The following is a 26,086-nucleotide window of genomic DNA, read 5'->3' on the forward strand; positions in this document are numbered from 1 at the left end:
GCAGGATGAACGTTGAAGCAGGCGCGCGCTCACCACGGCATCATTCGCTGCACCACGCCGTCGCGCAGCACGAAGCGATGCAGCAGCGCGGCGCCGACATGCAGGCCGATGCAGGCGAGCAGCACCCACGCGAGGATGCCGTGCACGTCGCCCATCGCGTGACCGAACCCGGAGCCGGCCGCCGACAGCGCCGGCAACGGGACGACACCGAGCAGCGTCACGGTCCATGCGCGCGACGACGCGTTGATCCAGCCGAGCAGCGGCACCACGATCAGCAGCACATAGAGCCCGGCATGCGTGACGCCCGACAGCGCGCGCATCGCGGGCGACAACTCGCTGGCGGGCGGCCGGTGCGTCGCGCGCCACAGCACGCGGCACACCATCGCGGCGAGCAGGGCGGTGCCGACGATCAGGTGCGCGGCGATCAGGCCGACCGGCTGCGTGCCGCGATGGATGTCGGGCATCGTCCAGCCGATCGCATACTGCGCGACGACGAGCGCCACGATCAACCAGTGGAGAAGGCGTGCGACTGCATCGTATCGGGCGGGCGTGGACATGGGCATCTCCAGGTGTTCGGATCGGGGCGTGGGGTCACGCGGATTCTACGGCGGAATCCTTAACGAATCGTTAAGCAGGCGCGGCCGACGCGACGGCATTCGCCGACGGCAGCACGATCGCGACACCGAGGCCCGCGCCGTCGATGCCGCGCCCGAACTGCACGCTGCCGCCGAAGTATTGCGCAATGCGCTTGACGATCGACAGCCCGAGCCCGCTGCCGGGCGCTTGCGTGCCGCTGCCGCGATAGAAGCGGTCGCCGATCCGCTCGTGCTCGTCGGCGGCGACGCCCGGCCCGTCGTCGCGCACGACGATGCGCTGGGTCGCGCCGTCGTCGTGCGCTCCAATCTCGACGCGGCCGCCGCGACGGCCGTACTTGATCGCGTTGTCGAGCAGATTGTCGAGCAGGATGCCGATCAGGATCGGATCGGCCTGGATCGCCCGTGCGGAGAGCTCGCCGGCGACGATCTCGATCGCCTTGTCCGACGCCTGCGCGAGATGGCGCTCGACGGCCGCGCCGACGAGTTCGCCGATGCCGACGGCGCGCGTCGGAATGGGTTCGTATTCGTCGAGGCGCGCGAGCAGCAGCAATTGCTCGGCGAGGCGTGCGCTGCGATCGACGCCCTGCACGACGCGCTGCATCGCGAGCTGCTTGCGCGCCGGATCGTCGGTCGTCAGCGCCACCTGCGCCTGCACCTTGATCGCGGCCAGCGGCGTCTTCAGTTCGTGCGCGGCGTCGGACGTGAAGGCGCGCTCGCGCCCGATCGACTGCCGCAGCCGCGCGAGCAGGCGATCGATCGCGTCGACCAGCGTGCGCACTTCATCGGGCACGGTCGCGATGGCGAGCGGCTCGAGCGAGCGCGCGTCGCGCGCGCCGATTGCGGTGGACAAGGTTTTCAGCGGCGCGAGGCTGCGCCCGATCGCGTACCAGAGCAGCAGCGCCAGCACCGGCAGTGCGCCGATCAGCGGCCAGACGATGCCGCGCGCGATGCCGGTTGCGAGATCGCTGTGCGTGTTCGCCGTCTCCATCACGCGGATCGACCGCCCCGATGCGTGATCGCGCAACGTGTGCGTGCGCCATTCGGCGCCGCGGATGACGATCGTTTCCGGTGCATTGCGCATGTCGCGCACGTCCGGCAGGCCGGCGGCAGCGGCCGGAAGGCTCGACGCGATGACGCTGCCCCGTGCATCGCGCACCTCGAACAGCACGTCGCGCGGCAGGCGATCGCCGTCGCTTTCCGGGTCGGAGCCGCGGCCGGGCAGTTCGACGCGCGCATCGGGCGGAGAGCGGGCGAGCCGGTCGAGATCGCCCGGCGACAGGACGGCGAGCAGCGACGCGTATTCGACGAGGCGCGCATCGTCCCATTCGCCGATTTCGCGCGTCGCATGCCGGAAGCTGCCGAACACCGCGGCGATCCACACGACGGTCACGCAGCCGACCGCCATCAACGACACGCGGCGTCGAATCGAGCGCGACATCATGGCTTGTCGACGACGTAGCCGATGCCCCGCACGGTGCGGATCAGGTCCGCGCCGAGCTTCTTGCGCAGGTTCGACACATGGACTTCGATCGCATTGCTTTCGAGGCCTTCCTGCCAACCGTACAGGCCGTCCTCGAGGCGGGCGCGCGACTGCGGGATGCCCGGGTGGCTGACGAGCTGCACCAGGATCGCCCATTCGCGCGCGGTGAGCGCGATGCGCGCTGCATCGCGCGTCACGGTATGGGTGCCCAGGTCGATCGTGATGTCGCGCCACACGATCTCGTCGCCGGCGCGTCCCTGCGAGCGCCGCACGAGTGCGCGGCAGCGCGCGAGCACTTCGGACAGATCGAACGGTTTCGCGAGATAGTCGTCGGCGCCGTCGTCGAGTCCGCTGACGCGATCGGCCACGTTGCCGCGCGCGGTCAGCACGAGCACCGGCACCGTGTCGCCCGCCTCGCGCAGCGCTCGCAGCAGTTGCGTGCCCGACTTGCCCGGCAGGCCGAGATCGAGCACGACGAGCGCGAAGCGCGTGGTCGCGAGCGCGGCGGCGGCCGCGTGACCGTCGCGCAGCCAGTCGACGTGATAGCCGGCCTGGCTCAGGCTGATTTCGAGGCCGCTGCCGATCAGGTCGTCGTCTTCAACAAGAAGGAGTCGCATGGTCGATTCGTGATGCACGCGCCGCGATTGTACGAGCCGACCGCGCGCGCCGTGCAACGGATTGTAATCGACGGGTATCGACTGCCGGGCGATTCTGAAGAACGCTTAAGGTTCGCCGCCGGCATTCCCGCTACTATCGGCCACAGCATTTCTTCGGTCGATCTCCGACTCCCCTGATCCCGACTCCGGTCCGGAGCCTCTGCCACGGCGCGGAACGCGCTCGCGCGCCGTCCCGACCTTTCGGGTCGATGACAGTCGTCCTACGGGAGATTCACTCACGATGGCACCCTCGACGATCGAGCGATGGCGCGCCCACCTACTGATCGCCGCGCTGGCCGGCATGTTCATCCAGTGCTTCGTGCTGGTGTCGTTGCTGGTGTTGCGCGTACCCGCGGGCTTCTTCACCACGACGGCGTTTCGCGGCTGGACCGTCGTGGCCGTCGCGACCGCCATCGTGGCGGCCCGCAAGCTTGCCGATGCGGCGTTCCGGGCCGCGCTCGTGTGCGGACACGTGCGCGCGGCCGGAATCGATCGCCGCAAGGTAGTCGTGTCATCTGATTGCGCGTACCGTCTGCTGGTCGTCCTTTACATCCGGCTTCACGGGAACCGGTTCGGCCGCCTGCCCGGGTGAGCCCGCCTGCGCGCGGGCGTTGCCGCCGGATGGGTCACCACAGGGGGAAAGCATGGTTTTGCTGCATGAGCTGCACGCGCTTGACGGCGCGATGTCGATGGTCTGCGGGTTGGCCGTGCTGCTGGGCATCGCCTATACGGTGACGGCCAGCGTACTGGTCGGCAGGTTCTTCGCGCGGCCCTCGGCGCCGCCGCGCGACTATCCGGGCGTCACGGTCGCGAAGCCGCTGCACGGCGACGAATGGCATCTCGTACAGCATCTCGAAAGCTTCTTCGTACAGGATTATCCGGGGCCGGTACAGCACCTGTTCGGCGTGCACGATGCGGGCGATGCCGCGCTGGCGGCCGTCGACGCGCTGCGCGTGCGTTATCCGGACGCGAACATCAAGGTCGTCGCCGATGCGCGGCTGTACGGCCCGAACCGCAAGATCGCCAATCTCGTCAACATGCTCGAACACGCGGAACACGCGGTGCTCTGTCTGGCCGACAGCGACGTGCTCGTCGAGCGCGACTATCTGCGCGCGGTCGTCGGCGCGCTACAGCAGCCCGATGTCGGCATCGTGACGAGCGTGTATCGCGGGGTGCCGTCGCCGGGTGTCTGGCCTGCCTTCGCCGCCGCGATGACCAACTTCCATTTCCTGCCGGGCGTGATTACGGGGCTGTTCATCGGGCGCGCGCGGCCGTGCTTCGGGCAGACGATCGCGATCACGCGCGCGACGCTCGAACGCATCGGCGGGCTTGCCCGCTTCGCGCATCACCTGGCCGAAGATCACGCGCTCGGCGAAGCGGTGCGGCAGGTCGGCGCGCGCGTCGTGATCCCGCCGTTCGTGGTCGGGCACGCGTGCGTCGAACAGACCTTCGCGACGCTGTACGCGCACGAATTGCGCTGGAGTTGCACGATTCGCGCGGCGGACCGGCTCGGCCATGCCGGCTCGGTGCTGATGCATCCGTTTCCGCTCGCGCTGCTGACCGCGCTGCTGTCGGGCGGCACGAGCGCCGCGTGGGGGCTGACCGTCGCGGCGCTCGCGGCGCGCGCGCTGCTGGTGCTGAGGACGAGCCGCGCGACCGGCGCCGGCATGCGCGGCGCGGTCTGGCTGCCGCTGGTGGATGTCGTGCAGTTCGCGGTATTCGTGTCGAGCTTCTTTTCGTCGCATGTCGTGTGGCGCGGCAAGCGCTTTCGCGTCGATCGTCAGGGCCGGCTCTCGCCGGCGGGCGAGGCGTGATGCGCGATGCCTGTTCCGGCGAGGCCGGCGGCAACGGGCTGTCCGTGCGCCGCGAGGCGCGGCTGCGGCATGCGGGGCGCGTGGCCGCGCTCGGCGGGCTGCTGATCGCCGTCTGGCTGATCGGGCGCGAGCATCCGCTGGAGATCCTGCGTCGGCTGCAGACGGCCGGCGCCGGGCTGTTGCTCGCCGCGCTGGTGCATGTGCTGCCGATGCTCGCGAATGCGTGGGACTGGCGGATGCTGATTCGCGGCGCGCGCCGGCCGTCGTTCGCGACGATGCTCGAGCTCGTGTGGATCCGCGAATCGATCAACGGCCTGCTGCCGGTCGCACGGATCGGCGGCGAGATCGTGTCGTTCGGCCTGCTCCGGCGCGCGGGCGTGCGGCCCGCGACGGCCGTGGCGAGCCTCGTCGCCGACATGCAGCTCACGCTGGTCAGCCAGGTCGTGTTCGCGCTCGCCGCGATCGGCTACGTGCTCGGGCACGTGTCGTCCGATACCGCGCGCATCGCGGCGCAGCTCACGCTCGGGATGGCCGCGATGATGCCGATCCTGCTGCTGTTCGTGCTGGTGCAGCATGCGCGGCCGTTCGAACGCGCGATGCGCGCGATCAATCGCGTGACGAGCGGCAAGGTGGTCGCGCTCGTCGGCGAGTCGGCGCGGACCGACCAGTCGCTGCGGCTGATCTGGCGAAAGACCGGCATCGTGGTGCGCTACGTCGCGATCTGGCAGACGCTGCAGTTCGTCGGCCATGCGCTCGAACTGTGGATCGCGCTGCGTTTTCTCGGCGCGGACGCGACCTTTGCACAGGCGCTGGTGATCGAGGCGCTGATCCAGATGCTGAGCAGCATCGCGTTCGCGATGCCGGGCGGGCTCGGCGTGCAGGAGGGCGGGTTCGTGCTGATCGGCGGACTGCTCGGCTTCGATGCGCCGACCTGCCTGGCGCTGGCCGGTGCGCGGCGCGTGCGCGACCTGCTGTTCTACGTTCCCGGCCTGTTGGCGTGGCAGTTCGCGGTGCGACGCCGGTCGGCGTCGCCGCGATGAACGGCGGTGCACCGCCGCATGCGGCGACGGTGCGCGGCGCATCAGCGCCGTTCGTCTTCGATATGGCTGCGGATCACGTCCGCGAACGACGTGTCGCCCTTGAGGCCGAGCGCTTCGGCGCGCGTCGTGTCCCAGCGGCCGGGCCAGCTGCCGACGATCTTCTCGACGCGTTCGTCCGGCTCATGACGGATCCGCTTCACGACTTCGTCGCCCGCCACGTCGCGCAGTGCGGCGATCATCTCGTCGACCGAGACCGACAGGCCGGGCAGGTTGATCACGCGCTTGTTGCCGAGCTGCGCGCCGTCGAGCTCGCAGCCCGCGACGAGCGCATCGATCGCGCCGCGCGGCGACAGCAGCCACAGCCGCGTCGAGCCCGGCACCGGGCACACGCTTTCCTCGCCGTTCAGCGGTTCGCGGATGATGCCGCTCGCGAACGACGACGCGGCCGCGTTCGGCCGACCGGGCCGCACGCTGATGGTCGGCAGGCGCAGCACGCGGCCGTCGACGAAGCCGCGTCGCGCGTAGTCGCACAGCAGCAGCTCGGCGATCGCCTTCTCGGCGCCGTACGACGATTGCGGATTCAGCGCGGTGTCGTCCTGCACGACCTCGGGCAGCGTGCCGCCGTAGACGGCGACCGAGCTCGTGAACACGACGCGCGGCTGGTGGCCGCGTGCGCGGCACACTTCGAGCAGCGCGCGCGACGCGTCGAGATTGATCCGCATGCCGAGATCGAAGTCGGCTTCCGCCTGCCCGCTGACGATCGCCGCGAGATGAAAGATCGCGCCCGTCTGCGTGTCGATCGCGCTTTCCAGCACCGCGCGATCGGCGATGTCGCCGACGATCGACGTCACGCGCGCATCGCCGAAATCGCTTCCCTTGACGACGTCGAGCAGGACCAGCTCGTCGATCTTCTCGGGACGGCCGCCGGGGCCGGTCAGCTCGCCGCGCTCGAGCAGCTTGCGCGCGAGGCGCTGGCCGAGAAAGCCGGCGCCGCCGGTGATCAGTACTTTCATGGTGTGAATCCTCTTCGGAATGCTTGAATTACAGGTAGGCGCGCAGCCAGCCGAGTCCTTCCGACGTGCCGGCCTTCGGTCGGTACTCGCAGCCGATCCAGCCGTCGTAGCCGAGCGCGTCGATCAGCTCGAACAGATACGGGTAGTTGAGTTCGCCGAGGTCCGGCTCGTGACGCTCGGGCACGCCCGCGATCTGGATATGGCCGATGCCGGCGAAGTCGCGCCTGAGCTTCATCGCGAGATCGCCTTCGACGATCTGGCAGTGATAGCAGTCGAACTGCACCTTCACGTTCGGCGCGCCGATGTCCGCGCAGAGCGCGTGCGCATCGTCCTGCCGGCTCACGAAATAGCCGGGCATGTCGCGCTGGTTGATCGGCTCGATCAGGACCGTGATGCCGTGCGCGGCGGCGGCCTGCGCCGCGTGGCGCAGGTTCGCGACATAGGTGTCGCGATGGCGCGCGCGGTCGGCGCCCGGCGCGACCAGGCCGGCCATCACGTGCAGCTTCTTGTTGCCGAGCACGCGCGCATAGTCGAGCGCCTGGTCGATGCCGCGCCGGAACTCGTCCTCGCGGCCCGGCAGCGACGCGATGCCGCGTTCGCCGGCGGCCCAGTCGCCGGGCGGCGCGTTGAACAGCGCCTGTTCGAGGCCGTGCGCGTCGAGGCGCGCGCGGATGTCGTCGGCGGAGAAGTCGTACGGGAACAGGTACTCGACGGCCTTGAAGCCGTCGTGGGCGGCAGCGGCGAAGCGTTCGAGGAACGCATGCTCGTTGTACATCATCGAGAGGTTGGCGGCGAAGCGTGGCATGGCGACGGGTCCAGTGAATGAAGGGGGCGGGGCGCCGCGCGCCCCGCGTCGAACGGGCTCAGCGGTTCACGAGTTTCGCGGGCGTGAGCCACACGGCGATCGCGCCGATCACGAGCATCCCGGCCAGCACGTACATGCCGGACGACGTGCTGTGCGTGAGGTCCTTCAGATAGCCGATCACGTAGGGGCTCGCGAAGCCGGCGAGATTGCCGACCGAGTTGATGATCGCGATCCCGGCCGCGGCGGCGCTGCCGGCGAGGAACGCGGTCGGCAGCGACCAGAACAGCGGCGCGCAGGTCAGCACGCCGCCTGCCGCGAGCGACAGGAACACGATCGACACGACCGTATTGTGCGAATACGACGCGGCGACTGCAAACCCGACCGCGCCCATCAGCGCGGGCACGATCAGGTGCCAGCGGCGTTCGCGGCGCTTGTCCGCGCTGTGGCCGAACAGGTTCATCACGACGATCGCGACGACGAACGGAATCGCCGACAGCAGCCCGATCTGGAGCGTATCGGTGATGCCCGTCGATTTTACGAGCGTCGGCATCCAGAACGTGAGGCCGTACTGGCCCGTGACGAACGCGAAGTAGATCAGCGACATCCACCACATGCGCGGGTCGGCGAACACGGCCTTCAGCGAATGGCCGTGCTTCTGCTGCTCCTGCGGCTGCGCGGCGATCTCGTCCTCGAGCAGCTGCTTTTCGCGCTCGTTCAGCCACTTCGCGCTGCGAATGTTGTTGTCGAGATAGAGGATCGTCGCGATGCCGACCAGCACCGCCGGCACGGCTTCGATCATGAACATCCATTGCCAGCCGTGGAAGCCCGAGCCGCCGTGGAATGTCTCCATGATCCAGCCGGACAGCGGATTGCCGAAGATGCCCGACACCGGAATCGCGGACATGAACACCGCGATGATCTTCGCGCGGCGGTGCGACGGGAACCAGTACGTCAGGTACAGGATCACGCCCGGATAGAAGCCCGCTTCCGCGAGGCCGAGCAGGAAGCGCAGCACGTAGAACTGGGTCGGCGTCTTCACGAACGCGAACAGCGCGGACAGCAGCCCCCACGTGATCATGATCCGCGCGATCCAGATGCGTGCGCCGATCCGGTGCATCAGCATGTTGCTCGGCAGTTCGAACAGGAAGTAGCCGAGGAAGAAGATGCCCGCGCCGAGCCCGAACACGGTTTCGCTGAACGCGAGATCCTGCGACATCTGCAGCTTCGCGAAGCCGACGTTGACGCGGTCCAGATACGCGACCACGTAGCAGAGCATCAGGAACGGCACGATGCGCCAGAACACTTTCTTGTAGGTGAGGTCAAGCTCGGCCGCGCTGGCGGCCGCGGCGGGCGTACGGCCTGCGGCCGCGTCGAGAGCAGTCATCGTCGTCTCCAAAGGTGGCGAGTGCCGGCGGCGCGCACGCTGCCGGTCGTAGGTGTGTGTGCTGACGGAAAGGCCCGCGCACACGGCGGGCATGGGATTCGGGCGGCGGCGCGCCGGGCTACCAGCGCGCGCCGAAGGCCTGGCGCAGCGCGTCGAGCGCCGCGTCGGACAGCGGCTCGGGTTTCGGGTTCGTCATCAGCCACAGCCGCGCGGTTTCCTCGAGCTCTTCGAGCGCATACGACGCGTGCGACACCGAGGGTCCCCACATCACCGGGCCGAGACGGTCGAGCAGCACGCCGCGCACGCGCTCGGCGAGCGCCGCGACCTCGGCCGCGACGTCGGGGTCGCCCGGACGCCGATAGCGGATCAGCGGAATGTGGCCGACCTTCATCACGTAGTACGGCGTGATCGGCGGCAGCACGTCGGTGTCGCGCCACACGCCCGCGAGCGTCAGCGCGACGAGGTGCGTCGAATGCGTGTGGACGATGCCGTTCGCCTCGGCGTTGCGCGCATAGATGCCGCGATGCAGCGTCAGCGTCTTCGACGGCTTGCCGCCCGACACGGCCCGGCCGTTCGGGTCGACCTTCGCGATGTCGTTCGGGTCGAGCCGGCCGAGGCACGCGTCGGTCGGCGTGATCAGCCAGCCGTCGGGCAGGCGCGCGCTGATGTTGCCCGCGCTGCCGACCGCGTGGCCGCGCGCGTACAGGCTCGCGCCGACGACGCAGATTTCCTCGCGCAGTTTCGCTTCGGTGCTCATCGTGCGGCTCCGTCGAGTGCGCGCAGCGCCTTGTCGAAAAAGTCGAGCGCGCCGAAATTGCCGGACTTCAGCGCGAGGCCGAGCGGCTGCGCGTCGATGGTCGCGGTGGCCGGCACACCCGGATCGATCTGCGCGCCGATCTGCAGCGACTTCACGTCGAGCGCCTGCACGACCGCGCCGGACGTCTCGCCGCCCGCCACGACGAACTTGCGTACGCCGAGTTCGCGCAGGCCTTTCGCGATCGCCGCGAGCGTGCTTTCGACGAGATGGCCGGCCGCCTCGACGCCGAGCGCTTGCTGCACGGCCTTCACCTCGTCGGGCGTTGCGGTCGCATAGATCAGCACCGGTTCCGGCAGATGCGAGCGCGCGAACGCGAGCGCCTGCTCGACGACGGGTTCGCCGCGCGCGGCCGCGAGCGGGTCGATCCGAAAGCCCGGCCGTTGCGCGCACCACGCGGCGACCTGCGCGTTGGTCGCCTTCGACGCGCTGCCGGCGAGCACCGTCGCGAGCCCGTCGATGCGCGGCAGCGACGCGGCGTTGTCGCGTTCGGGCAGCAGCCCCGCGCGGCGGAAGTTGGCGGGCAGGCCGAGCGCGACGCCCGAGCCGCCGGTGACGAGCGGCAGGTTCGCACAGGCTTCGCCGAGCACGTGGAGGTCGCGGTCCGACAGCGCATCGGCGATCGCGAAGCGCGCGCCGTCGGCGCGCAGCGCGTCGATCCGTGCCCGCACGTCGGCCGCGCCGAGCGCGATCGTGTCGTAGCGGATCAGCCCGACCTGCGACGCCGTCTGCCGCTGCAGCACGCGTACGAGGTTCGCGTCCTTCATCGGCGTGAGCGGATGGTTTTCCATCCCCGATTCGTTCAGCAGCACGTCGCCGACGAACAGGTGGCCGCGATAGATCGTGCGGCCGTTCTCGGGGAAGGCCGGACAGGCGATCGCGAAGCCGCCGCCGGCCGCGTCGAGCAGCGCGTCGGCGACCGGGCCGATATTGCCCGCGTCGGTCGAGTCGAAGGTCGAGCAGTACTTGAAGAAGAACTGCCGGCATCCTTGCGCGCGCAACCATTCGTATGCGGCGAGCGACTGCGCGACGGCATCGGCGGCAGGGATCGTGCGCGACTTCAGCGCGACGACGATCGCGTCGGCGTCGATCGATGCGGATTCGGCCGGCACGCCGATCGTCTGCACGGTGCGCATGCCGCTCTTGACGAGCATGTTCGCGAGATCGGTCGCGCCGGTGAAATCGTCGGCGATGCAGCCGAGCAGGGGACGGGAAGCGGAAGCGGTCATGGCGAAAGCGGGAGTCAGCGGGCAGGCGGCAGCGTGATGCCGGGGAAGGTCTTGATCACGGCGGAATCGTCCTCGCCGCCGTGGCCGGCGCTCGATGCGCTCATGAACATCTGGTGCGCGGTGGCCGACAGCGGCAGCGGGAATTTGCTGCGGCGGGCGGTGTCGAGCACGAGGCCGAGATCCTTGACAAAGATGTCGACGGCCGACAGCGGCGTGTAGTCGCCGTTCAGGATGTGCGGCACGCGGTTCTCGAACATCCACGAATTGCCGGCGCTGTGCGTGATCACGTCGTACAGCGCATCGGGATCGACGCCTTCGCGCAGGCCGAGCGCCATCGCTTCAGCGGCCGCCGCGATATGCACGCCGGCCAGCAGCTGGTTGATGATCTTCACCTTCGAGCCGACGCCGTGCGCATCGCCGAGCCGGTAGACCTTGCCGGCGATCGCGGCGAGCACGTCTTCGCAGGCTGCGTACGCGGCGGCGGGGCCCGAGGTCATCATCGTCATCTCGCCCGAGGCCGCGCGCGCGGCGCCGCCCGATACCGGCGCGTCGAGCATCTGCAGGCTGGCGGCCTCGATGCGCGCGCCGAGCGAGACCGCGAATTCGGGCGCGACGGTCGCGCTCGCGATCACGACGCCGCCCGGCTTCATCGACGCGACCGCGCCGTGTTCGCCGAACAGGACCGTTTCCGTCTGCGCGGCATTGACGACGAGCGTGACGACGACGTCGCACTGCGCGCCGAGTTCGGCCGGCGTCGCGCAGGCGATGCCGCCTTCGGCCGCGAAGGCCTGCAGCACGTGATCGCGCACGTCGCACGCGTGCACGCGGAAACCCGCGCGCAGCAGCGAGCGGGCGACGCCGAGGCCCATCGCGCCGAGGCCGATGACTCCAACATTTCGTGACATGGTCAAAACCTTGATCGATTCGGGGAGAGGCGGCGTCCGCGGCAGCGGAGGCCGCCCGGTTCAACAGATGCCGGCTTCCGCGAGGCGGCGCGCGGCGTTGTACATGTGCGTGCGCGCCGCGTTGCGCGCCGCCATCGGGTCGCGCGCGCGGATCGCGTCGGCGATCGCCGCGTGTTCCTCGCGCACCTGCCGCGAGAAATCCTCGCGCGTCGCTTCGTTGCGGCGCGTGACTTTCACGCCGGCTTCGAGGTACTGGTTCAGGAACTGCAGCGTCTTCAGGAAATAGGGGTTGCCGGTGACGGCGGCGATCGTGCGGTGGAACGCGACGTCCTCGGCGACGCCGTCGCGCCCTTCGGCGACCGCGTCGTCGATCTTGCGCAGCGCGTCGTCGATGTCGGCCATGTCGTCGTCGGTGTGGTGCAGCGCGGCCTCGGCCGCGACCTCGGCCTCGATCGCACGGCGTACCGCGAGCAGGTGCGGCAGCGAACTCGCCTCGACCGCTTCCGCGTAGTCGATCCGCAGCGGGCGGATCGCGCCGTGCTGGTTCACGTATACGCCGCTGCCCTGGCGCGGCTCGACGACGCCTTCGTTCTTCAGGCGCGAGATCGCCTCGCGGATCACGGTGCGGCTGACGCCGAATTCCTGGGCGAGCACGGCTTCGGTCGGCAGCTTGCCGGTGGCCGCAAAGCTGCCGACCTCGATCTGCTTCAGCAGTTGCTGCGCGACGTGATCGCTCATCGCGCGGGCCGGAATTTTCTCGAACATGGCGTCCAGGTTTGTAAGGTGATTGGGTCATCATACAAATTTGGGCGAGTGCGAGCATCCGGGATAACCCTCGGTTAACGGGGCTCAACGTCGGCTAAATTGAGTGGAACCGGTTCCAAAAGACGTCAAACGGACGCGATTCGGACGGTTTTGCCGATGGGTGGGGGAGTTTCCTCTGGACGACTTGCGGCCGCGGGCAGCGCCGGCGCCGGCCGTCAGTCGACGATGTCCTCGGCCGCGTCGGCCATCGGCGCATCGTGCGTCGCGTCCGCCGTCGCGCCTTCGCCGCCGCGCTCGCGATACGCTGCCGGCGGCACGCCGAACTGCTTGCGGAATTCGCGCCCGAGGTGCGATGCATCGGCGAAGCCGCAGCTGCTCGCGATGTCGGCGACCGTGCGGTCCGAGCTGGTCAGCAGCCACGCGGCCGTGCGCAGCCGCACCTGCTTCGCGAACGCCTGCGGGCTCTTGCCGGTCTCGGCCTTGAACAGCCGTTCCAGCTGCCGGGTCGACAGGTCGAGCTTGCACGCGAGTTCGTCGAGCGGCAGCGCGCGCCCGACGTGCTGTTCCATCAGAAGAATCGCGCGCTTGACCTTCGGATGCGTCGCGGGTTCGAGGCCCGGCGGATGCGGCTGCGGCGCGTTGCCCTTCTGCATCTCGCCGACCAGCAGGATGCGCAGCGCCTTCTGCACGGTCGCATGGTCGAAGTGGCGCAGCAAAATCGCCGCGGCGACGTCGATCGATGCGCGGCCGCCCGAGCAGGTGATCCGGCGCCGGTCGATCACGAACAGCCGGTCGGCGATCAGCAGGTCCGGATCGGCGTTCGGGAAGCGTTCGATGAAGTCCCAGTAGTGGAACCAGCTCACGCAGGTGCGGTAGCCGTCGAGCACGCCGGCGCGCATCAGCGTAAACACGCCCGTGCAGATCCCGACGATCGTCGCGCCGCGCGCAGCCGCGCGGCGGATGAAGTCGAGCGTTTCGGGGCCGGCTTGCGGCCCGGAGTGCAGCAGCCCGCCGACGACGACCACGTAATCGAACGGCTCGGCCGCGTCGAACGTCTCCCACGGCGTGATCTGGATCCCGCAGCTCGCGCGCACCGGCGCGAGCGTATCGCCGATCACGCTCCACGCGCAGCGCACGGGCTTGCTGTAGTCGCCGTCGTCGGCCGACAGCCGCAGCATGTCGACGAACCCGGAGAACGCGGTCAACGTGAAATTCGGCAGCAGCACGATGCCGAAGCGGATGCGCTGCGGCGCGGGTTCTGCGAGGGGGGAAGCGGGTACGTCGGGTGTCATTGCAGCCAGTCTCGTTACGCCGGGCGGGCGGTCTCACGCCATTCAGGATACGGCAAGCGGAGGGCGACGGGGCAACGCGCATGCGGCGCGTCGGCCCGACTTGTCGTTTTGCGTCGCGAACCATCGCCAAAGCGCACTTTCGGGCCACGGGGCCGCGCGCTTGGCGGCGGTATCCCACGCCGATGCCGTTTTTGTTCTATCGGCGGATTTTACGCTTTGATGTACTGGCGTCCAGCGTCACTTCGCCTGTATCCACTCAAAGGAAGCCAGATGAACGTCAGCGTTTTCGACCTGTTCAAGATCGGCATCGGCCCGTCCAGTTCGCACACGGTCGGCCCGATGATCGCCGCGTGCCGCTTCGCGTCGCACGTCGAGGACGCGAACCTGCTCGGCTTCGTGCGTCGCGTGCGGGTCGAGCTGTACGGGTCGCTCGGCGCGACCGGCAAGGGCCACGGCACCGACAAGGCCGTGCTGCTCGGCCTCGAGGGCCATCTGCCGGACACCATCGATCCGGACCTGATCGAGCCGCGCCTCGCGGCGATCCGCGCGGAAAAGTCGCTGTCGCTGCTCGGCCGGCAGTCGATCCGTTTCGACGAGAAGGAGCATATCGGCTTCTATCGCAAGCTGATGACGGGCACCAGCATCGTGCACCCGAACGGGATGCGCTTCCAGGCGTTCGACGAGCACGGCCAGCTGCTCGTCGAGAAAGAGTATTACTCGATCGGCGGCGGCTTCGTCGTGAACCGCGACGGCGATCGCGTCAACGGCGTGCGCGCCGCGGCCGAGGTGCCCTATCCGTTCCGCACCGGCGACGACCTGATGCGCCAGTGCCGCGAGCACGGGCTGTCGATCGCCGAGCTGATGATGCGCAACGAATGCGCGCTGCGCCCGGAAGACGAAGTGCGTGCAGGACTCCTCGCGATCTGGCGCACGATGGCCGCCTGCGTCGAGCGCGGCTGCAAGGTCGAGGGCGACCTGCCGGGCCCGATGCGCGTGAAGCGCCGCGCGGCCGAGCTGTACGGCCGCCTGCGCGCGCGTTCGGAGGAATCGTTGCGCGACCCGCTGTCGATGCTCGACTGGGTCAACCTGTACGCGATGGCCGTCAACGAGGAGAACGCGGCGGGCGGGCGCGTCGTTACCGCACCGACCAACGGCGCGGCCGGCGTGATTCCGGCGGTGCTGCACTACTACGTGAAGTTCGTGCCGGGCTCGAACGAAGCGGGCATCGTCGAATTCCTGCTGACGGCCGCGGCGATCGGGATCATCTACAAGGAAACCGCGTCGATCTCCGGCGCGGAAGTCGGTTGCCAGGGCGAGGTCGGCGTCGCGTGCTCGATGGCCGCCGCCGCGCTCGCCGCCGTGATGGGCGGTACGCCCGACCAGGTCGAGAACGCCGCCGAGATCGGCATGGAGCACAACCTCGGCATGACCTGCGATCCGGTCGGCGGGCTCGTGCAGATCCCGTGCATCGAGCGCAACGCGATGGGCGCGATCAAGGCGCTGAACGCGTCGCGCATGGCGCTCAAGGGCAACGGCCAGCACTACGTGTCGCTCGACTCGGTCATCAAGACGATGCGCGAGACCGGCGCCGACATGAAGACGAAATACAAGGAAACGTCGCGCGGCGGTCTCGCCGTGAACGTCATCGAATGCTAACGAAGGGTCCATCAAAATGAGCCGCTACTCGATATTCAGCCTGTTCCGCAACGGCCTCTCGTATCACGAGAACTGGGAAAAGCAGTGGAAGAGCCCGGAACCGAAGAAGGAATACGACGTCGTGATCGTCGGCGGCGGCGGGCACGGGCTCGCGACCGCGTACTACCTCGCCAAGGAGCACGGCATCACGAACGTCGCGATTCTCGAGAAGGGCTGGATCGGCGGCGGCAACACCGCGCGCAACACGACGATCGTGCGCTCGAACTATCTGTGGGACGAGTCGGCCGCGCTGTACGAGAAGGCGATGAAGCTGTGGGAAGGGCTGTCGCAGGACCTGAACTACAACGTGATGTTCAGCCAGCGCGGCGTGATGAACCTCGCGCACACGCTGCAGGACGTGCGCGACACCGAGCGCCGCGTCAACGCGAACCGGCTGAACGGCGTCGACGCCGAATTCCTGACGCCCGCGCAGATCAAGGAAATCGAGCCGACCATCAACCTCAACAGCCGCTACCCGGTGCTCGGCGCATCGATCCAGCGCCGCGCGGGCGTCGCGCGCCACGATGCGGTGGCCTGGGGCTTCGCGCGCGGCGCGGACCGCGCCGGCGTCGACATCATCCAGAACTGCCAGGTCACGGGCATTCGTCGCGAAGGCGGTGCGGTGGTCGGCGTCGACACGGTGAAGGGCTTCATCAAGGCGAAGAAGGTCGCGGTGGTCGCGGCCGGCAACACGACGACGCTCGCCGACATGGCCGGCGTGCGCCTGCCGATCGAAAGCCATCCGCTGCAGGCGCTCGTGTCCGAGCCGATCAAGCCGGTGGTCAACTCGGTGATCATGTCGAACGCGGTGCACGCGTACATCAGCCAGTCCGACAAGGGCGACCTCGTGATCGGCGCGGGCATCGACCAGTACACGGGCTTCGGCCAGCGCGGCAGCTTCCACATCATCGAAGGCACGCTGCAGGCGATCGTCGAGATGTTCCCGGTGTTCTCGCGCGTGCGGATGAACCGCCAGTGGGGCGGCATCGTCGACGTGTCGCCGGACGCGTGCCCGATCATCAGCAAGACCGACGTGAAGGGCCTCTATTTCAACTGCGGCTGGGGGACGGGCGGCTTCAAGGCGACGCCCGGCTCGGGCTGGGTGTTCGCGCACACGATCGCGCGCGACGAGCCGCATCCGCTGAACGCGCCGTTCGCACTCGACCGCTTCTACACCGGCCACCTGATCGACGAACACGGCGCTGCCGCCGTCGCGCACTGAACGAGGAGAAACCAACATGTTGCTGATCGAATGTCCGTGGTGCGGGCCGCGCGCCGAATCCGAGTTCACGTGCGGCGGCGAAGCCGACATCGTGCGCCCGGTCGCGAACGAAACCATGACCGACCGCGAGTGGGGCGAGTACGTGTTCATGCGCGAGAACAAGCGCGGGCTGCACAAGGAGCAATGGCTGCACACGCAGGGCTGCCGCCGCTGGTTCAAGGTCACGCGCGACACCGTCACGTACGAAATCAAGAGCTATGAGAAGTTCGGTGGGGCGACCGCCGGCAACGCACACGAAGAGGGCACGAGCAAATGAGCCAGAAAGACCGCCTCGGCACCGGTGGCCGCATCAATCGCGCGATTCCGCTGACGTTTACGTTCAACGGTCGCACGTATCAGGGCTTCCAGGGCGACACGCTCGCGTCCGCGCTGCTCGCGAACGGCGTGCACTTCGTCGCGCGCAGCTTCAAGTACCACCGTCCGCGCGGGATCGTGACGGCGGACGTCGCGGAACCGAATGCCGTCGTGCAGCTCGAATCGGGCCCGTACAGCGTGCCGAACGCGCGCGCGACCGAGATCGAGCTGTATCAGGGGCTCGTCGCGTCGAGCGTGAACGCGGAGCCGTCGCTCGAGAACGACAAGTACGCGATCAACCAGAAGCTGTCGCGTTTCCTGCCCGCCGGCTTCTACTACAAGACCTTCATGTGGCCGCGCAAGATGTGGCCGAAGTATGAGGAAAAGATCCGCGAAGCGGCCGGTCTCGGCAAGGCGCCCGACGCGCTCGACGCCGATCGCTACGACAAGTGCTACGCGCACTGCGACGTGCTGGTGGTCGGCGGTGGCCCGTCGGGTCTCGCCGCCGCGCACGCGGCGGCCACCGCCGGCGCGCGCGTGATCCTCGTCGACGACCAGCGCGAACTGGGCGGCAGCCTGCTGTCGTGCCGTGCGGAGATCGACGGCAAGCCCGCGCTGCAGTGGGTCGAGAAGATCGAGGCCGAACTGCGCAAGCTGCCCGACGTGACGATCCTGTCGCGCAGCACCGCGTTCGGCTACCAGGATCACAACCTCGTGACCGTCACGCAGCGCCTGACCGATCACATGCCCGTGTCGATGCGCAAGGGCACGCGCGAACTGCTGTGGAAGGTCCGCGCGAAGCAGGTGATTCTCGCGACCGGCGCGCACGAGCGGCCGATCGTGTTCGGCAACAACGACCTGCCGGGCGTGATGCTCGCCGGCGCGGTGTCGACCTATATTCATCGCTACGGCGTGCTGCCGGGCCGCAACGTGGTCGTGTTCACGAACAACGACCGCGCGTACCAGACCGCGCTCGACCTGAAGGCGTGCGGCGCGAAGGTGACGGTCGTCGATGCGCGCGCCTCGTCGAACGGCGCGCTGCCTGCGGCCGCGAAGCGGCAGGGCGTGACGGTGTTGAGCGGCGCGGTCGTGACGGCCGCGTCGGGCAAGCTGCGCGTATCGTCGGTCGACGTCGCGTCGTACACGAACGGCCAGACGGGCGGCAAGCTGCAGTCGCTGCCGTGCGACCTCGTCGCGATGTCCGGCGGCTTCAGCCCGGTGCTGCACCTGTTCGCGCAGTCGGGCGGCAAGGCATGCTGGAACGACGAGAAGGCGTGTTTCCTGCCCGGCAAGCCGGTGCAGGCGGAAGCCAGCGTCGGCGCGGCCGCCGGTGAATTCGGGCTGGCGCGCGCGCTGCGCCTCGCGCTCGACGCGGGCGCCGAGGCGGCCAAGGCCGCGGGCTTCACGGCCGCGCAGCGCCCTGTCGCGCCGCAGGTCGCGGAAACCGTCGAAGGCGCGCTGCAGCCGCTCTGGCTGGTCGGCAGCCGCGAGGCCGCGTCGCGCGGGCCGAAGCAGTTCGTCGATTTCCAGAACGACGTGTCGGCCGCCGACATCCTGCTGGCCGCACGCGAAGGCTTCGAGTCGGTCGAGCACGTGAAGCGCTACACGGCGATGGGCTTCGGCACCGACCAGGGCAAGCTCGGCAACATCAACGGGATGGCGATCCTCGCGCAGGCGCTCGGCAAGTCGATCCCCGAAACCGGCACGACGACGTTCCGCCCGAACTACACGCCGGTGTCGTTCGGCACGTTCGCGGGCCGCGAGCTCGGCGATTTCCTCGACCCGATCCGCAAGACCTGCATCCACGAATGGCACGTCGAGCACGGCGCGCTGTTCGAGGACGTCGGCAACTGGAAGCGGCCCTGGTATTTCCCGAAGAACGGCGAGGACCTGCATGCGGCCGTGAAGCGCGAATGCCTCGCGGTGCGCAACAGCGTCGGCATCCTCGATGCGTCGACGCTCGGCAAGATCGACATCCAGGGCCCGGACGCGGTGAAGCTGCTGAACTGGATGTACACGAACCCGTGGAACAAGCTCGAGGTGGGCAAGTGCCGCTACGGGCTGATGCTCGACGAGAACGGCATGGTGTTCGACGACGGCGTGACGGTGCGCCTCGCCGATCAGCACTTCATGATGACGACCACGACCGGCGGCGCGGCGCGCGTGCTGACCTGGCTCGAGCGCTGGCTGCAGACGGAGTGGCCGGACATGAAGGTGCGCCTGTCGTCGGTCACCGATCACTGGGCGACGTTCGCGGTGGTCGGCCCGAAGAGCCGCAAGGTCGTGCAGAAGGTGTGCCAGGACATCGACTTCGGCAACGAGGCGTTCCCGTTCATGAGCTACCGGAACGGCACGGTCGCAGGCGCGAAGGCGCGCGTGATGCGGATCAGCTTCTCGGGCGAGCTGGCCTATGAAGTGAACGTGCCGGCCAATGCGGGCCGCGCGGTGTGGGAAGCGCTGATGGCGGCCGGCGCCGAGTTCGACATCACGCCGTACGGCACCGAGACGATGCACGTGCTGCGTGCGGAGAAGGGCTACATCATCGTCGGTCAGGACACCGACGGCTCGATCACGCCGTACGACCTCGGGATGGGCGGCGTCGTCGCGAAGTCGAAGGACTTCCTCGGCAAGCGTTCGCTGTCGCGTTCGGATACCGCGAAGCAAGGCCGCAAGCAGTTCGTCGGCCTGCTGACCGAGGACGAGCAGTTCGTGCTGCCCGAAGGCGCGCAGATCATCGCGAAGGACACGCAGGTGTCCACGACCGAGCCGACGCCGATGATCGGCCACGTAACGTCGAGCTACTACAGCCCGATCCTGAAGCGCTCGATCGCGCTGGCGGTGGTGAAGGGCGGCTTGGACAAGATGGGCGAGAGCGTCGTGATTCCGCTGGCCAACGGCAAGCGCATCACCGCGAAGATCTCGAGCCCGGTTTTCTACGATACCGAAGGGGTGCGTCAGCATGTGGAATGAAACGAGAAACCAGGCGCCGGTGGCGGGCGCGGGCGGCGTGCAGCTCGAGTCGCCGTTCGTCGGCGCGGCCGACGTGCTGAAGGCGCACCAGGCGCGCGCCTCGAAGAAGTTCGCGCTGCGCGAGCGCGCGTTCCTCGATCTCGTGAACGTGCGCGGCGAACTGCACGACCCGGCGTTCGTGAGTGCGTTCGAGCGGGTGGTCGGCTGCCGGCCGCCGGCCGAGCCGAATACGGTTGCGCGCAGCGCCGAGTATGACGTGCTGTGGCTCGGCCCGGACGAGTGGCTGGTGCGTTCGAACGGGCCCGTGCAGGCGGGCGTGCTCGAAGCGAAGCTCGCGGAAGCCGTGCAGGGTTCGTATGCGGCGGCGGTGGACGTCGGCAGCGGCTACACGGTCGTCGAGATCAGCGGCGAGCGCGTGCGCGACGTGCTTGCGCGCGGTTGCCCGCTCGACCTGCATCCGCGCATGTTCAAGCCGGGTCAGTGCGCGCAGTCGCACTACTTCAAGGCGTCGATCGTGCTGATCCCGACCGGCGACGATGCGTTCGAGATCGTGCTGCGTCGCAGTTTCGCCGACTATTTCGTGCGCATCATGCTCGACGCGGCCGCGCCGCTGATGTCATGAAGCCGTTCGACGAACCGTTCGTGGCGATCGACGCGCCGCGCCTGCGCGGGCGTGGCTGGAGCGTGTTCGTCGACGAACTGAAGGTGCCCGCGCGCGTCGGCATTCACGCGCACGAGCACGAAGCGCCGCAGCCGATCGTGATCGATGCGCGGCTCGAGTATCGCTGCGAGCCGAGCGAGCAGGGCGAGTGGATCGACTACGACGGCTACTGCGCGCGCGTCGCGTCGTTTCTCGCGCACAAGCCGCATACGCGGCTGCTCGAAACGCTCGTCGCCGATATCGCGGTGCTGTCGTTCCGCGAGTGGTCGGCGCTGGAGTCGCTGACGCTGTCGGTGCACAAGCCGAAGATTCGGCCCGGGACCAAGCGTGTCGGCGTGTCGCTGGACTGGACGCGCGGCGATTACCTGCGATGGACGGGGGCGGCGGGGCAGATCTGAGCGCTGGCGGGTGCGGGACGGATTATTCCTGGAATGTCGGAATAATCGATCGGCCTGGCGAGAAACGGCCAATTGTTCCTGAAATATCGGAACAATTGGCCGTTTTGCATGGGCAACCGAGCATTGTCGTGATTTCAGTTGGGTGCCGGACTACACCCGTACCGGCGCGCTGCTGCAGCAAGTCCTGATTCATCGTGCCGCCGCCGCGCTTGGCGCCGGATAGTCGACTACCCGCGCGCGAACGCGCAGCATTTCATCGAGTTTCTGTGCGAGCCGGGGGTAAAAGCGGGATCGGGCCGCGCAAGCGCGAGGCGGCCGATCGAGCGGTCGTCGCGCTTACGGATTACGCGGCCCCGCCGACGAATCGCTGACCGGCACCATGCGCGCCTTCGCATCGCTGCCGGCTTTCGCCTCGTCGGCCGGTTCCAGCACGAACCGGAACGAATCGACGCGCTGCATTACCTTCGACGCGTACGCACTGGAACCGCCATAGCTCTTCAGCGCGGCCTGCACGTTGCCGCCGGCGGCCTTCACGTAGCCCGACAGGATCGCGGAGCCGGCCTCGACGTTCGCGTTCGGCTCCGTCAGGTCCTTCACGTTGCGCAGCAGCCCGCGGTGCGCGGCCGGCACGACCTGCATCAGCCCCGTCGCGCCATGCTGGCCGCGCGCCTTTTCCTGGAAGCGCGATTCGATCGAGATGATGGCGTAAACGAGTGCCGGCGGCAGCGAATATTTCGTCGCAGTGACGCTCACGATGTCGGCGAGCTTCACGGCCTTTTCCTTCGCGACGCCGAATTTCCTCGTCAGGTACGACGTGATGCGGCGGTTTGCTTCGTTCGGCTGATCGTTCGCGAGCGGATCGGAGGCGAAGCTCGATGCGGCGGCAACGTTCGGCGCGGATGCCGCGAGCGCGGGCGCCGCCGCTGCGGACGCCTGTTGCGCCGACGCATGATGCGCGACGCCAAACGAAAGCACGATCAGCCAGAGCAATCGTCGCATGGTCGAAGTGGGGGAATCGGGAGGCGCATAGTATATCGACCAATCGCGCCGGGCGGCTGAAGGTGCGCTCGAATGAAAGCGGGATGTAGGCTTGTGTCGGCGCGCGGCGGCGAAATCGTTGCACGGACACGCATCGGAGTCCGCACGAGTGCCGGACGCGCGCGTCGCGCCGCCTTATGCGCGTCGCGCGGTCGCGATCTTCGCCAGTGCGCCGATCGCGTCGCTGACGAGCACCGCGAGCAGCCCGACGATCACGCCGCCCTGCAGCACGAACGCGGTGTTCGACGTCTGCAGGCCGGCGATGATCACGTCGCCGAGCCCGCGCGCGGCGACGGTCGAGCCGATCGTCGCGGTGCCGAGGTTGATCACGACCGCGAGCTGGATCCCGTTGACGATCACCGGAAACGCGAGCGGCAGCTCGACCGACACCAGCTGCTGCCAGCCGCTCATGCCCATCCCGCGCGCGGCGTCGACGACATCGCGCGGCACGTCCTCCAGCCCGGCAATCGTGCTCTCGAAAACGGGCAGGAGCCCGTACAGCACGAGCGCGATCAGCACCGGCTTGAGCCCGAAGCCGACGGCCGGCACCGCGAGCGCGAGCACCGCGACCGGCGGGAAGGTCTGGCCGATATCGACGATGCTGCGCGCGACCGGCAGGAAATCCGCGCCGGACGGCCGCGTGACCGCGATGCCGGCCGTCACCGCGACGAGCGTGCCGATCAGGCTCGACAGCGCGACCGTGCCGAGGTGCGCGAGCGTGAGGTCGAGCAGGCTCGCGCGATCGTAGATGACGGGCGCACCGTTGTCCGCGAACGGCGCGAACAGTCCCTGCAGCCATGCGGGGCGCAGCAGCAGCACGAGCAGCAGCGCGAGCGCGGCCGCGCGGGCCGCATACGCGGGCAGCCGGCGCGGCAGCGACGTGCGCGATGCGCGCGTGCCGTACGCCGCGTTGCGCGCCGTCATGCCGGCTTCCTCGCGTGTGCGCGGATCGCATCGAGCGTGATGCGGCGCATGCGGCGAGCGTGGCCGTCGTCGACCGGCAGCGCGTCGACGCCGCGCCACAGCAGCTCGGAGACCGCGTCGCGCAGCGTGCGCGTCGCGGCGATCGGTTCGCCATCCGCCTCGCCGGTTTCGGCCACCGCATCGACCGGCGTCAGCGCAAGCAGCCGCAGCGGCCGGTCGACGCCCGCAACCAGCTGCTCGACGACGCCCGCGGCGGGCTTGCCGAGGATCTCGGCCGGCGACGCGACCTGCAGCAGCCGTCCGCCGTCCATCACCGCGATCGTGTCGCCGAGCTTCAGCGCTTCCTCGATGTCGTGCGTGACGATCACGACCGTGATGCCGAGGCGGCGCTGCAGCGCGAACAGCTCGTCCTGCGCCTTGCCGCGAATGATCGGGTCGAGCGCGCCGAACGGTTCGTCCATCAGCAGCATCGCGGGCTCGGCCGCGAGCGCGCGCGCGACGCCGACGCGCTGCTGCTGTCCGCCGGACAATTCGTGCGGCAGCTTGCCGGCGAACTCGGCCGGCGCGAGATGGAATTGTTCGAGCAGCTCGCGCACGCGCGCGTCGATCCGCTCGGCCGACCAGCCGAGCAGGCGCGGCACGGTCGCGATGTTGCGCGCGACGCTCCAGTGCGGGAACAGCCCGTGTCCCTGGATCACATAGCCGATGCGACGCCGCAGCTGCTCGGGAGACAGGCTCGCGGTGTCGGTGCCGTCGATGCGGATCGTGCCGCTGGTCGGCGCGATCAGCCGGTTGATCATCCGCAGCAGCGTCGACTTGCCGCTGCCCGACGCGCCGACGAGCGCGGTGATCGTGCCGCGCTGCACCGTCAGCGAGACGTCGTCGACGGCGACGACGTCGCCGAAGCGCTTGCCGATGCGTTCGATTTCGATCATCCGGCACGTCCTTTCGCGAGCGACGTCGCGGCTTCGAATACGACAGCGGCCATCAGCGCGAGCGCGATCGTCGGGATCGCGCCGAGCAGCACGAGATCGGCGGCCGATTGTCCGATGCCCTGGAAGATGAAGGTGCCCAAGCCGCCGCCGCCGATCAGCGCGGCGACGGCGGTCAGCCCGATGTTCTGCACGAGCACGATGCGCACGCCGCTCAGGATCACCGGCAGCGCGAGCACGAGATCGACGCACAGCAGCCGCTGCGCGCGCGTCATGCCCATCGCGCGCGCGGCTTCGGTCACGTGCGGCGGCACCTGCGCGAGACCGACCGCGACGCTCGACGCGATCGGCAGCAGCGAATAGAGGAACAGCGCGAGCACGGCCGGTGCGACGCCGATCCCGCGAATGCCGAGCGCGGCCGCGAGCGGCACGTGCGCGGCGAGCAGGCCGAGCGGCGCCATCATCAGCCCGTACATCGCGATGCTCGGGATCGTCTGCACGATATTGAGCACGGGCATCACGATCGCGCGCACCGCTGCCACGCGCGCGCAGGCGATGCCGAGCGGCAGCCCGGCGACGAGCGCGGCTGCGACCGAGCCGCCGGCGAGCGACACGTGGCGGATCGCCTCGCGCCAGAAGTCGTCGCTGCGCACCGCGTATTCGCGCATCACCGACAGGCCGTCCCACCAGCCGCTCGCGAGCGGCGCCGAGACCGCCGCGACCGCGACGAGCAGCGCGGCGAGCCGTCGCCACGGGCCGAACGCGAGCCGCGCGAGCGCGTCCGCGACCAGCACGGCCCATGCGAACAGCAACAGCCACACGCCGGCGGCGGGCGACACGCGCGCGAGCATGTCGTCGGGCGCGACGATGTGCGCGGTGGCCGCGCCGAGCGCGTACGCGAGCGTCGCGAGCCACGTGCAGCCGGCCGCAAGCCGCCACGCAGGGCGGCTCGCCGTCATCGCCCACAGCGCGCCGGCGATCCACAGCGCGGCGAGCGCGGCGCCTTGCGCGGCCGGCAGTGCGGCGAACACCGACAGTCCCGTGCCGGCCGCAATGCGGTTCGGCCGCAGCACGGCAAACGGCAGGCCGAGCACCGCGACGATCGTCAGGATTCCGATCAGGATGCCGACCTTGTCGGGCGCGATGCGCCGCGCGGAGGCCGCCGCGCGACCCGTCATTTCACGAAGCCTTTCGACTTCAGGTAGCTTTTCGCGACGCCGGCCGCCGGCTCGCCGTTGATCTGGATGCGCGCGTTCAGCGTCTGCAGCGTCTTCAGGTCGAGACTCGCGAACACGGGCTTCAGGTAGTCGGCGATCTGCGGATGCGCTTTCAGCACCGCTTCGCGAATCACGGGCGCGGGCGCATAGACGGGCTGCACGTGCTTGTCGTCGTCGAGCACCGCGAGGCCGCTCGACGCGATGCCGCCGTCGGTGCCATAGACCATCGCGGCATTCACGCCGTCGGTCTGGTTCGCGGCGGCCTTGATCGTCGCGGCCGTGTCGCCGCCCGACAGCACGACGAGCTGCTCGGGTTTCAGCTTGAAGCCGTACGCCTTCTCGAACGACGGCAGCGCCGACGCGCTGTTGACGAACTCGGCCGAAGCCGCGAGCTTCACCTTGCCGCCGCCCGCGATCCACTTGCCGAATTCGGAGAAGGTCTTCAGGTGCTGCGACTGCGCGACCTGCGCGAGCACCGCGACGCCCCACGTGTTGTTCGCGGGCGCGGGCGCGAGCCAGACCAGATGGTTGGCCGCGTAGTCGAGTTTTCTGGCGGTATCGTAGCCTTGCTCGGCGTTCTTCCAGACCGGATCGTCGGCCTTGTTGAAGAAGAATGCGGCGTTGCCGGTGTACTCGGGATAGATGTCGATCTCGCCGCTCGTGAGCGCCTTGCGCACGATCGGCGTCGCGCCAAGCGCGATCTTTTCGGTGACCGGAATGCCGTGGGCCTTCAGCACCTGCGCGATGAGATTGCCGAGCAGGTTGCCTTCGGTGTCGATCTTCGACGACACCACGACGGGCGTGTCGGCGTGCGCGCCGGGCGCGACGAACGCGGCGGCGAGCGCGAGGCCCAGGATCCGGGCGGGCAGGGCGAGCTTCATC

The 26,086-nt window shown here is 68.9% G+C and carries 25 protein-coding genes; 9 read left to right on the forward strand and 16 right to left on the reverse strand.

The features are described from left to right. Positions 1-29: 29 nt before the first annotated feature. The 3 genes from WS57_RS02120 to WS57_RS02130 form a co-directional block, all read right to left on the reverse strand. On the reverse strand, positions 30-557 hold the full coding sequence (locus WS57_RS02120; RefSeq protein WP_059515119.1) for a cytochrome b: 528 nt from the start codon (positions 555-557) through the stop codon (positions 30-32). A 70-nt stretch (positions 558-627) separates the two neighbouring features. Next, entirely contained in the window at positions 628-2,034 is a 1,407-nt protein-coding gene (locus WS57_RS02125) for an ATP-binding protein (protein WP_330769356.1), read from the reverse strand. Next, positions 2,034-2,693, reverse strand: a complete 660-nt coding sequence (locus WS57_RS02130) for a response regulator (protein WP_009693999.1) — start codon at positions 2,691-2,693, stop codon at positions 2,034-2,036. The genes WS57_RS02125 and WS57_RS02130 overlap by 1 nt, the downstream gene beginning before the upstream one ends. 280 nt (positions 2,694-2,973) lie before the next feature. On the opposite strand from WS57_RS02130, the gene WS57_RS02135 reads away from it, so the two are divergent. Genes WS57_RS02135 through WS57_RS02145 form a run of 3 tightly spaced genes read left to right on the forward strand, consistent with a single transcriptional unit; the run spans position 2,974 to position 5,586 of the window. Further along, a complete protein-coding gene (locus WS57_RS02135) occupies positions 2,974-3,324 on the forward strand; it encodes a hypothetical protein (protein ID WP_009694000.1) in 351 nt (116 codons plus the stop codon). A gap of 52 nt (positions 3,325-3,376) precedes the next feature. After that, positions 3,377-4,546 (forward strand): bacteriohopanetetrol glucosamine biosynthesis glycosyltransferase HpnI, encoded by a 1,170-nt coding sequence (hpnI, locus tag WS57_RS02140; RefSeq protein WP_069243681.1) that lies wholly within the window; start codon positions 3,377-3,379, stop codon positions 4,544-4,546. After that, positions 4,546-5,586 (forward strand): lysylphosphatidylglycerol synthase domain-containing protein, encoded by a 1,041-nt coding sequence (locus WS57_RS02145; RefSeq protein ID WP_081056740.1) that lies wholly within the window; start codon positions 4,546-4,548, stop codon positions 5,584-5,586. Before hpnI ends, WS57_RS02145 begins: the two co-directional genes overlap by 1 nt. Positions 5,587-5,627: 41 nt before the next feature. Here WS57_RS02145 and denD read toward each other — a convergent pair whose 3' ends face one another. The 8 genes from denD to WS57_RS02185 all read right to left on the reverse strand — a co-directional run bounded on the left by denD (position 5,628) and on the right by WS57_RS02185 (position 13,793). After that, the gene (denD, locus tag WS57_RS02150; RefSeq protein WP_009692669.1) at positions 5,628-6,599 is read right to left on the reverse strand and encodes a D-erythronate dehydrogenase; all 972 of its coding nucleotides are present in this window, start codon (positions 6,597-6,599) and stop codon (positions 5,628-5,630) included. Positions 6,600-6,627: 28 nt separating this feature from the next. Next, on the reverse strand, positions 6,628-7,404 hold the full coding sequence (otnI, locus tag WS57_RS02155) for a 2-oxo-tetronate isomerase (protein ID WP_009692670.1): 777 nt from the start codon (positions 7,402-7,404) through the stop codon (positions 6,628-6,630). 58 nt (positions 7,405-7,462) lie between these two features. Beyond that, complete coding sequence (locus WS57_RS02160; protein ID WP_040131047.1) at positions 7,463-8,788, reverse strand: MFS transporter; 1,326 nt, start codon at positions 8,786-8,788, stop codon at positions 7,463-7,465. A gap of 118 nt (positions 8,789-8,906) precedes the next feature. Continuing rightward, positions 8,907-9,545, reverse strand: a complete 639-nt coding sequence (locus tag WS57_RS02165; RefSeq protein WP_009692673.1) for an aldolase — start codon at positions 9,543-9,545, stop codon at positions 8,907-8,909. After that, the gene (gene otnK / locus WS57_RS02170; RefSeq protein ID WP_060254565.1) at positions 9,542-10,831 is read right to left on the reverse strand and encodes a 3-oxo-tetronate kinase; all 1,290 of its coding nucleotides are present in this window, start codon (positions 10,829-10,831) and stop codon (positions 9,542-9,544) included. The genes WS57_RS02165 and otnK overlap by 4 nt, the downstream gene beginning before the upstream one ends. A gap of 14 nt (positions 10,832-10,845) precedes the next feature. Further along, positions 10,846-11,736, reverse strand: a complete 891-nt coding sequence (ltnD, locus tag WS57_RS02175; protein WP_059515127.1) for an L-threonate dehydrogenase — start codon at positions 11,734-11,736, stop codon at positions 10,846-10,848. Positions 11,737-11,796: 60 nt separating this feature from the next. After that, a complete protein-coding gene (locus WS57_RS02180) occupies positions 11,797-12,501 on the reverse strand; it encodes a FadR/GntR family transcriptional regulator (RefSeq protein ID WP_009689847.1) in 705 nt (234 codons plus the stop codon). A 215-nt stretch (positions 12,502-12,716) separates the two neighbouring features. Further along, positions 12,717-13,793, reverse strand: a complete 1,077-nt coding sequence (locus WS57_RS02185) for a GlxA family transcriptional regulator (protein ID WP_009689848.1) — start codon at positions 13,791-13,793, stop codon at positions 12,717-12,719. A 270-nt stretch (positions 13,794-14,063) separates the two neighbouring features. On the opposite strand from WS57_RS02185, the gene WS57_RS02190 reads away from it, so the two are divergent. Genes WS57_RS02190 through WS57_RS02215 form a run of 6 tightly spaced genes read left to right on the forward strand, consistent with a single transcriptional unit; the run spans position 14,064 to position 21,093 of the window. Further along, positions 14,064-15,449 (forward strand): L-serine ammonia-lyase, encoded by a 1,386-nt coding sequence (locus WS57_RS02190; protein WP_059515135.1) that lies wholly within the window; start codon positions 14,064-14,066, stop codon positions 15,447-15,449. 16 nt (positions 15,450-15,465) lie between these two features. Beyond that, positions 15,466-16,710 (forward strand): sarcosine oxidase subunit beta family protein, encoded by a 1,245-nt coding sequence (locus WS57_RS02195; RefSeq protein ID WP_010089369.1) that lies wholly within the window; start codon positions 15,466-15,468, stop codon positions 16,708-16,710. Positions 16,711-16,726: 16 nt separating this feature from the next. Beyond that, positions 16,727-17,026: a sarcosine oxidase subunit delta gene (locus WS57_RS02200; RefSeq protein WP_006396311.1), complete on the forward strand. Its 300-nt coding sequence runs from the start codon at positions 16,727-16,729 to the stop codon at positions 17,024-17,026. Further along, a complete protein-coding gene (locus WS57_RS02205; protein ID WP_060254563.1) occupies positions 17,023-20,034 on the forward strand; it encodes a sarcosine oxidase subunit alpha family protein in 3,012 nt (1,003 codons plus the stop codon). The genes WS57_RS02200 and WS57_RS02205 overlap by 4 nt, the downstream gene beginning before the upstream one ends. Then, positions 20,024-20,656: a sarcosine oxidase subunit gamma gene (locus tag WS57_RS02210; protein ID WP_009689855.1), complete on the forward strand. Its 633-nt coding sequence runs from the start codon at positions 20,024-20,026 to the stop codon at positions 20,654-20,656. Before WS57_RS02205 ends, WS57_RS02210 begins: the two co-directional genes overlap by 11 nt. Next, a complete protein-coding gene (locus tag WS57_RS02215; protein WP_009689856.1) occupies positions 20,653-21,093 on the forward strand; it encodes a dihydroneopterin aldolase in 441 nt (146 codons plus the stop codon). Before WS57_RS02210 ends, WS57_RS02215 begins: the two co-directional genes overlap by 4 nt. 336 nt (positions 21,094-21,429) lie before the next feature. Here WS57_RS02215 and WS57_RS02220 read toward each other — a convergent pair whose 3' ends face one another. The 5 genes from WS57_RS02220 to osmF all read right to left on the reverse strand — a co-directional run bounded on the left by WS57_RS02220 (position 21,430) and on the right by osmF (position 26,085). After that, entirely contained in the window at positions 21,430-22,092 is a 663-nt protein-coding gene (locus tag WS57_RS02220; protein ID WP_059606027.1) for a lytic transglycosylase domain-containing protein, read from the reverse strand. Positions 22,093-22,266: 174 nt separating this feature from the next. After that, entirely contained in the window at positions 22,267-23,055 is a 789-nt protein-coding gene (locus tag WS57_RS02225; protein ID WP_059515142.1) for an ABC transporter permease, read from the reverse strand. Then, the gene (locus WS57_RS02230) at positions 23,052-23,990 is read right to left on the reverse strand and encodes an ABC transporter ATP-binding protein (protein WP_069243682.1); all 939 of its coding nucleotides are present in this window, start codon (positions 23,988-23,990) and stop codon (positions 23,052-23,054) included. Before WS57_RS02230 ends, WS57_RS02225 begins: the two co-directional genes overlap by 4 nt. Further along, a complete protein-coding gene (locus WS57_RS02235) occupies positions 23,987-25,165 on the reverse strand; it encodes an ABC transporter permease (RefSeq protein WP_069243683.1) in 1,179 nt (392 codons plus the stop codon). Before WS57_RS02235 ends, WS57_RS02230 begins: the two co-directional genes overlap by 4 nt. Next, complete coding sequence (gene osmF / locus WS57_RS02240) at positions 25,162-26,085, reverse strand: ABC transporter substrate-binding protein (protein ID WP_059515149.1); 924 nt, start codon at positions 26,083-26,085, stop codon at positions 25,162-25,164. The genes WS57_RS02235 and osmF overlap by 4 nt, the downstream gene beginning before the upstream one ends. Position 26,086 lies beyond the last annotated feature (1 nt).

It is taken from the genome of Burkholderia pseudomultivorans (genome assembly GCF_001718415.1).
Classification (GTDB): Bacteria; Pseudomonadota; Gammaproteobacteria; order Burkholderiales; family Burkholderiaceae; genus Burkholderia; species Burkholderia pseudomultivorans_A.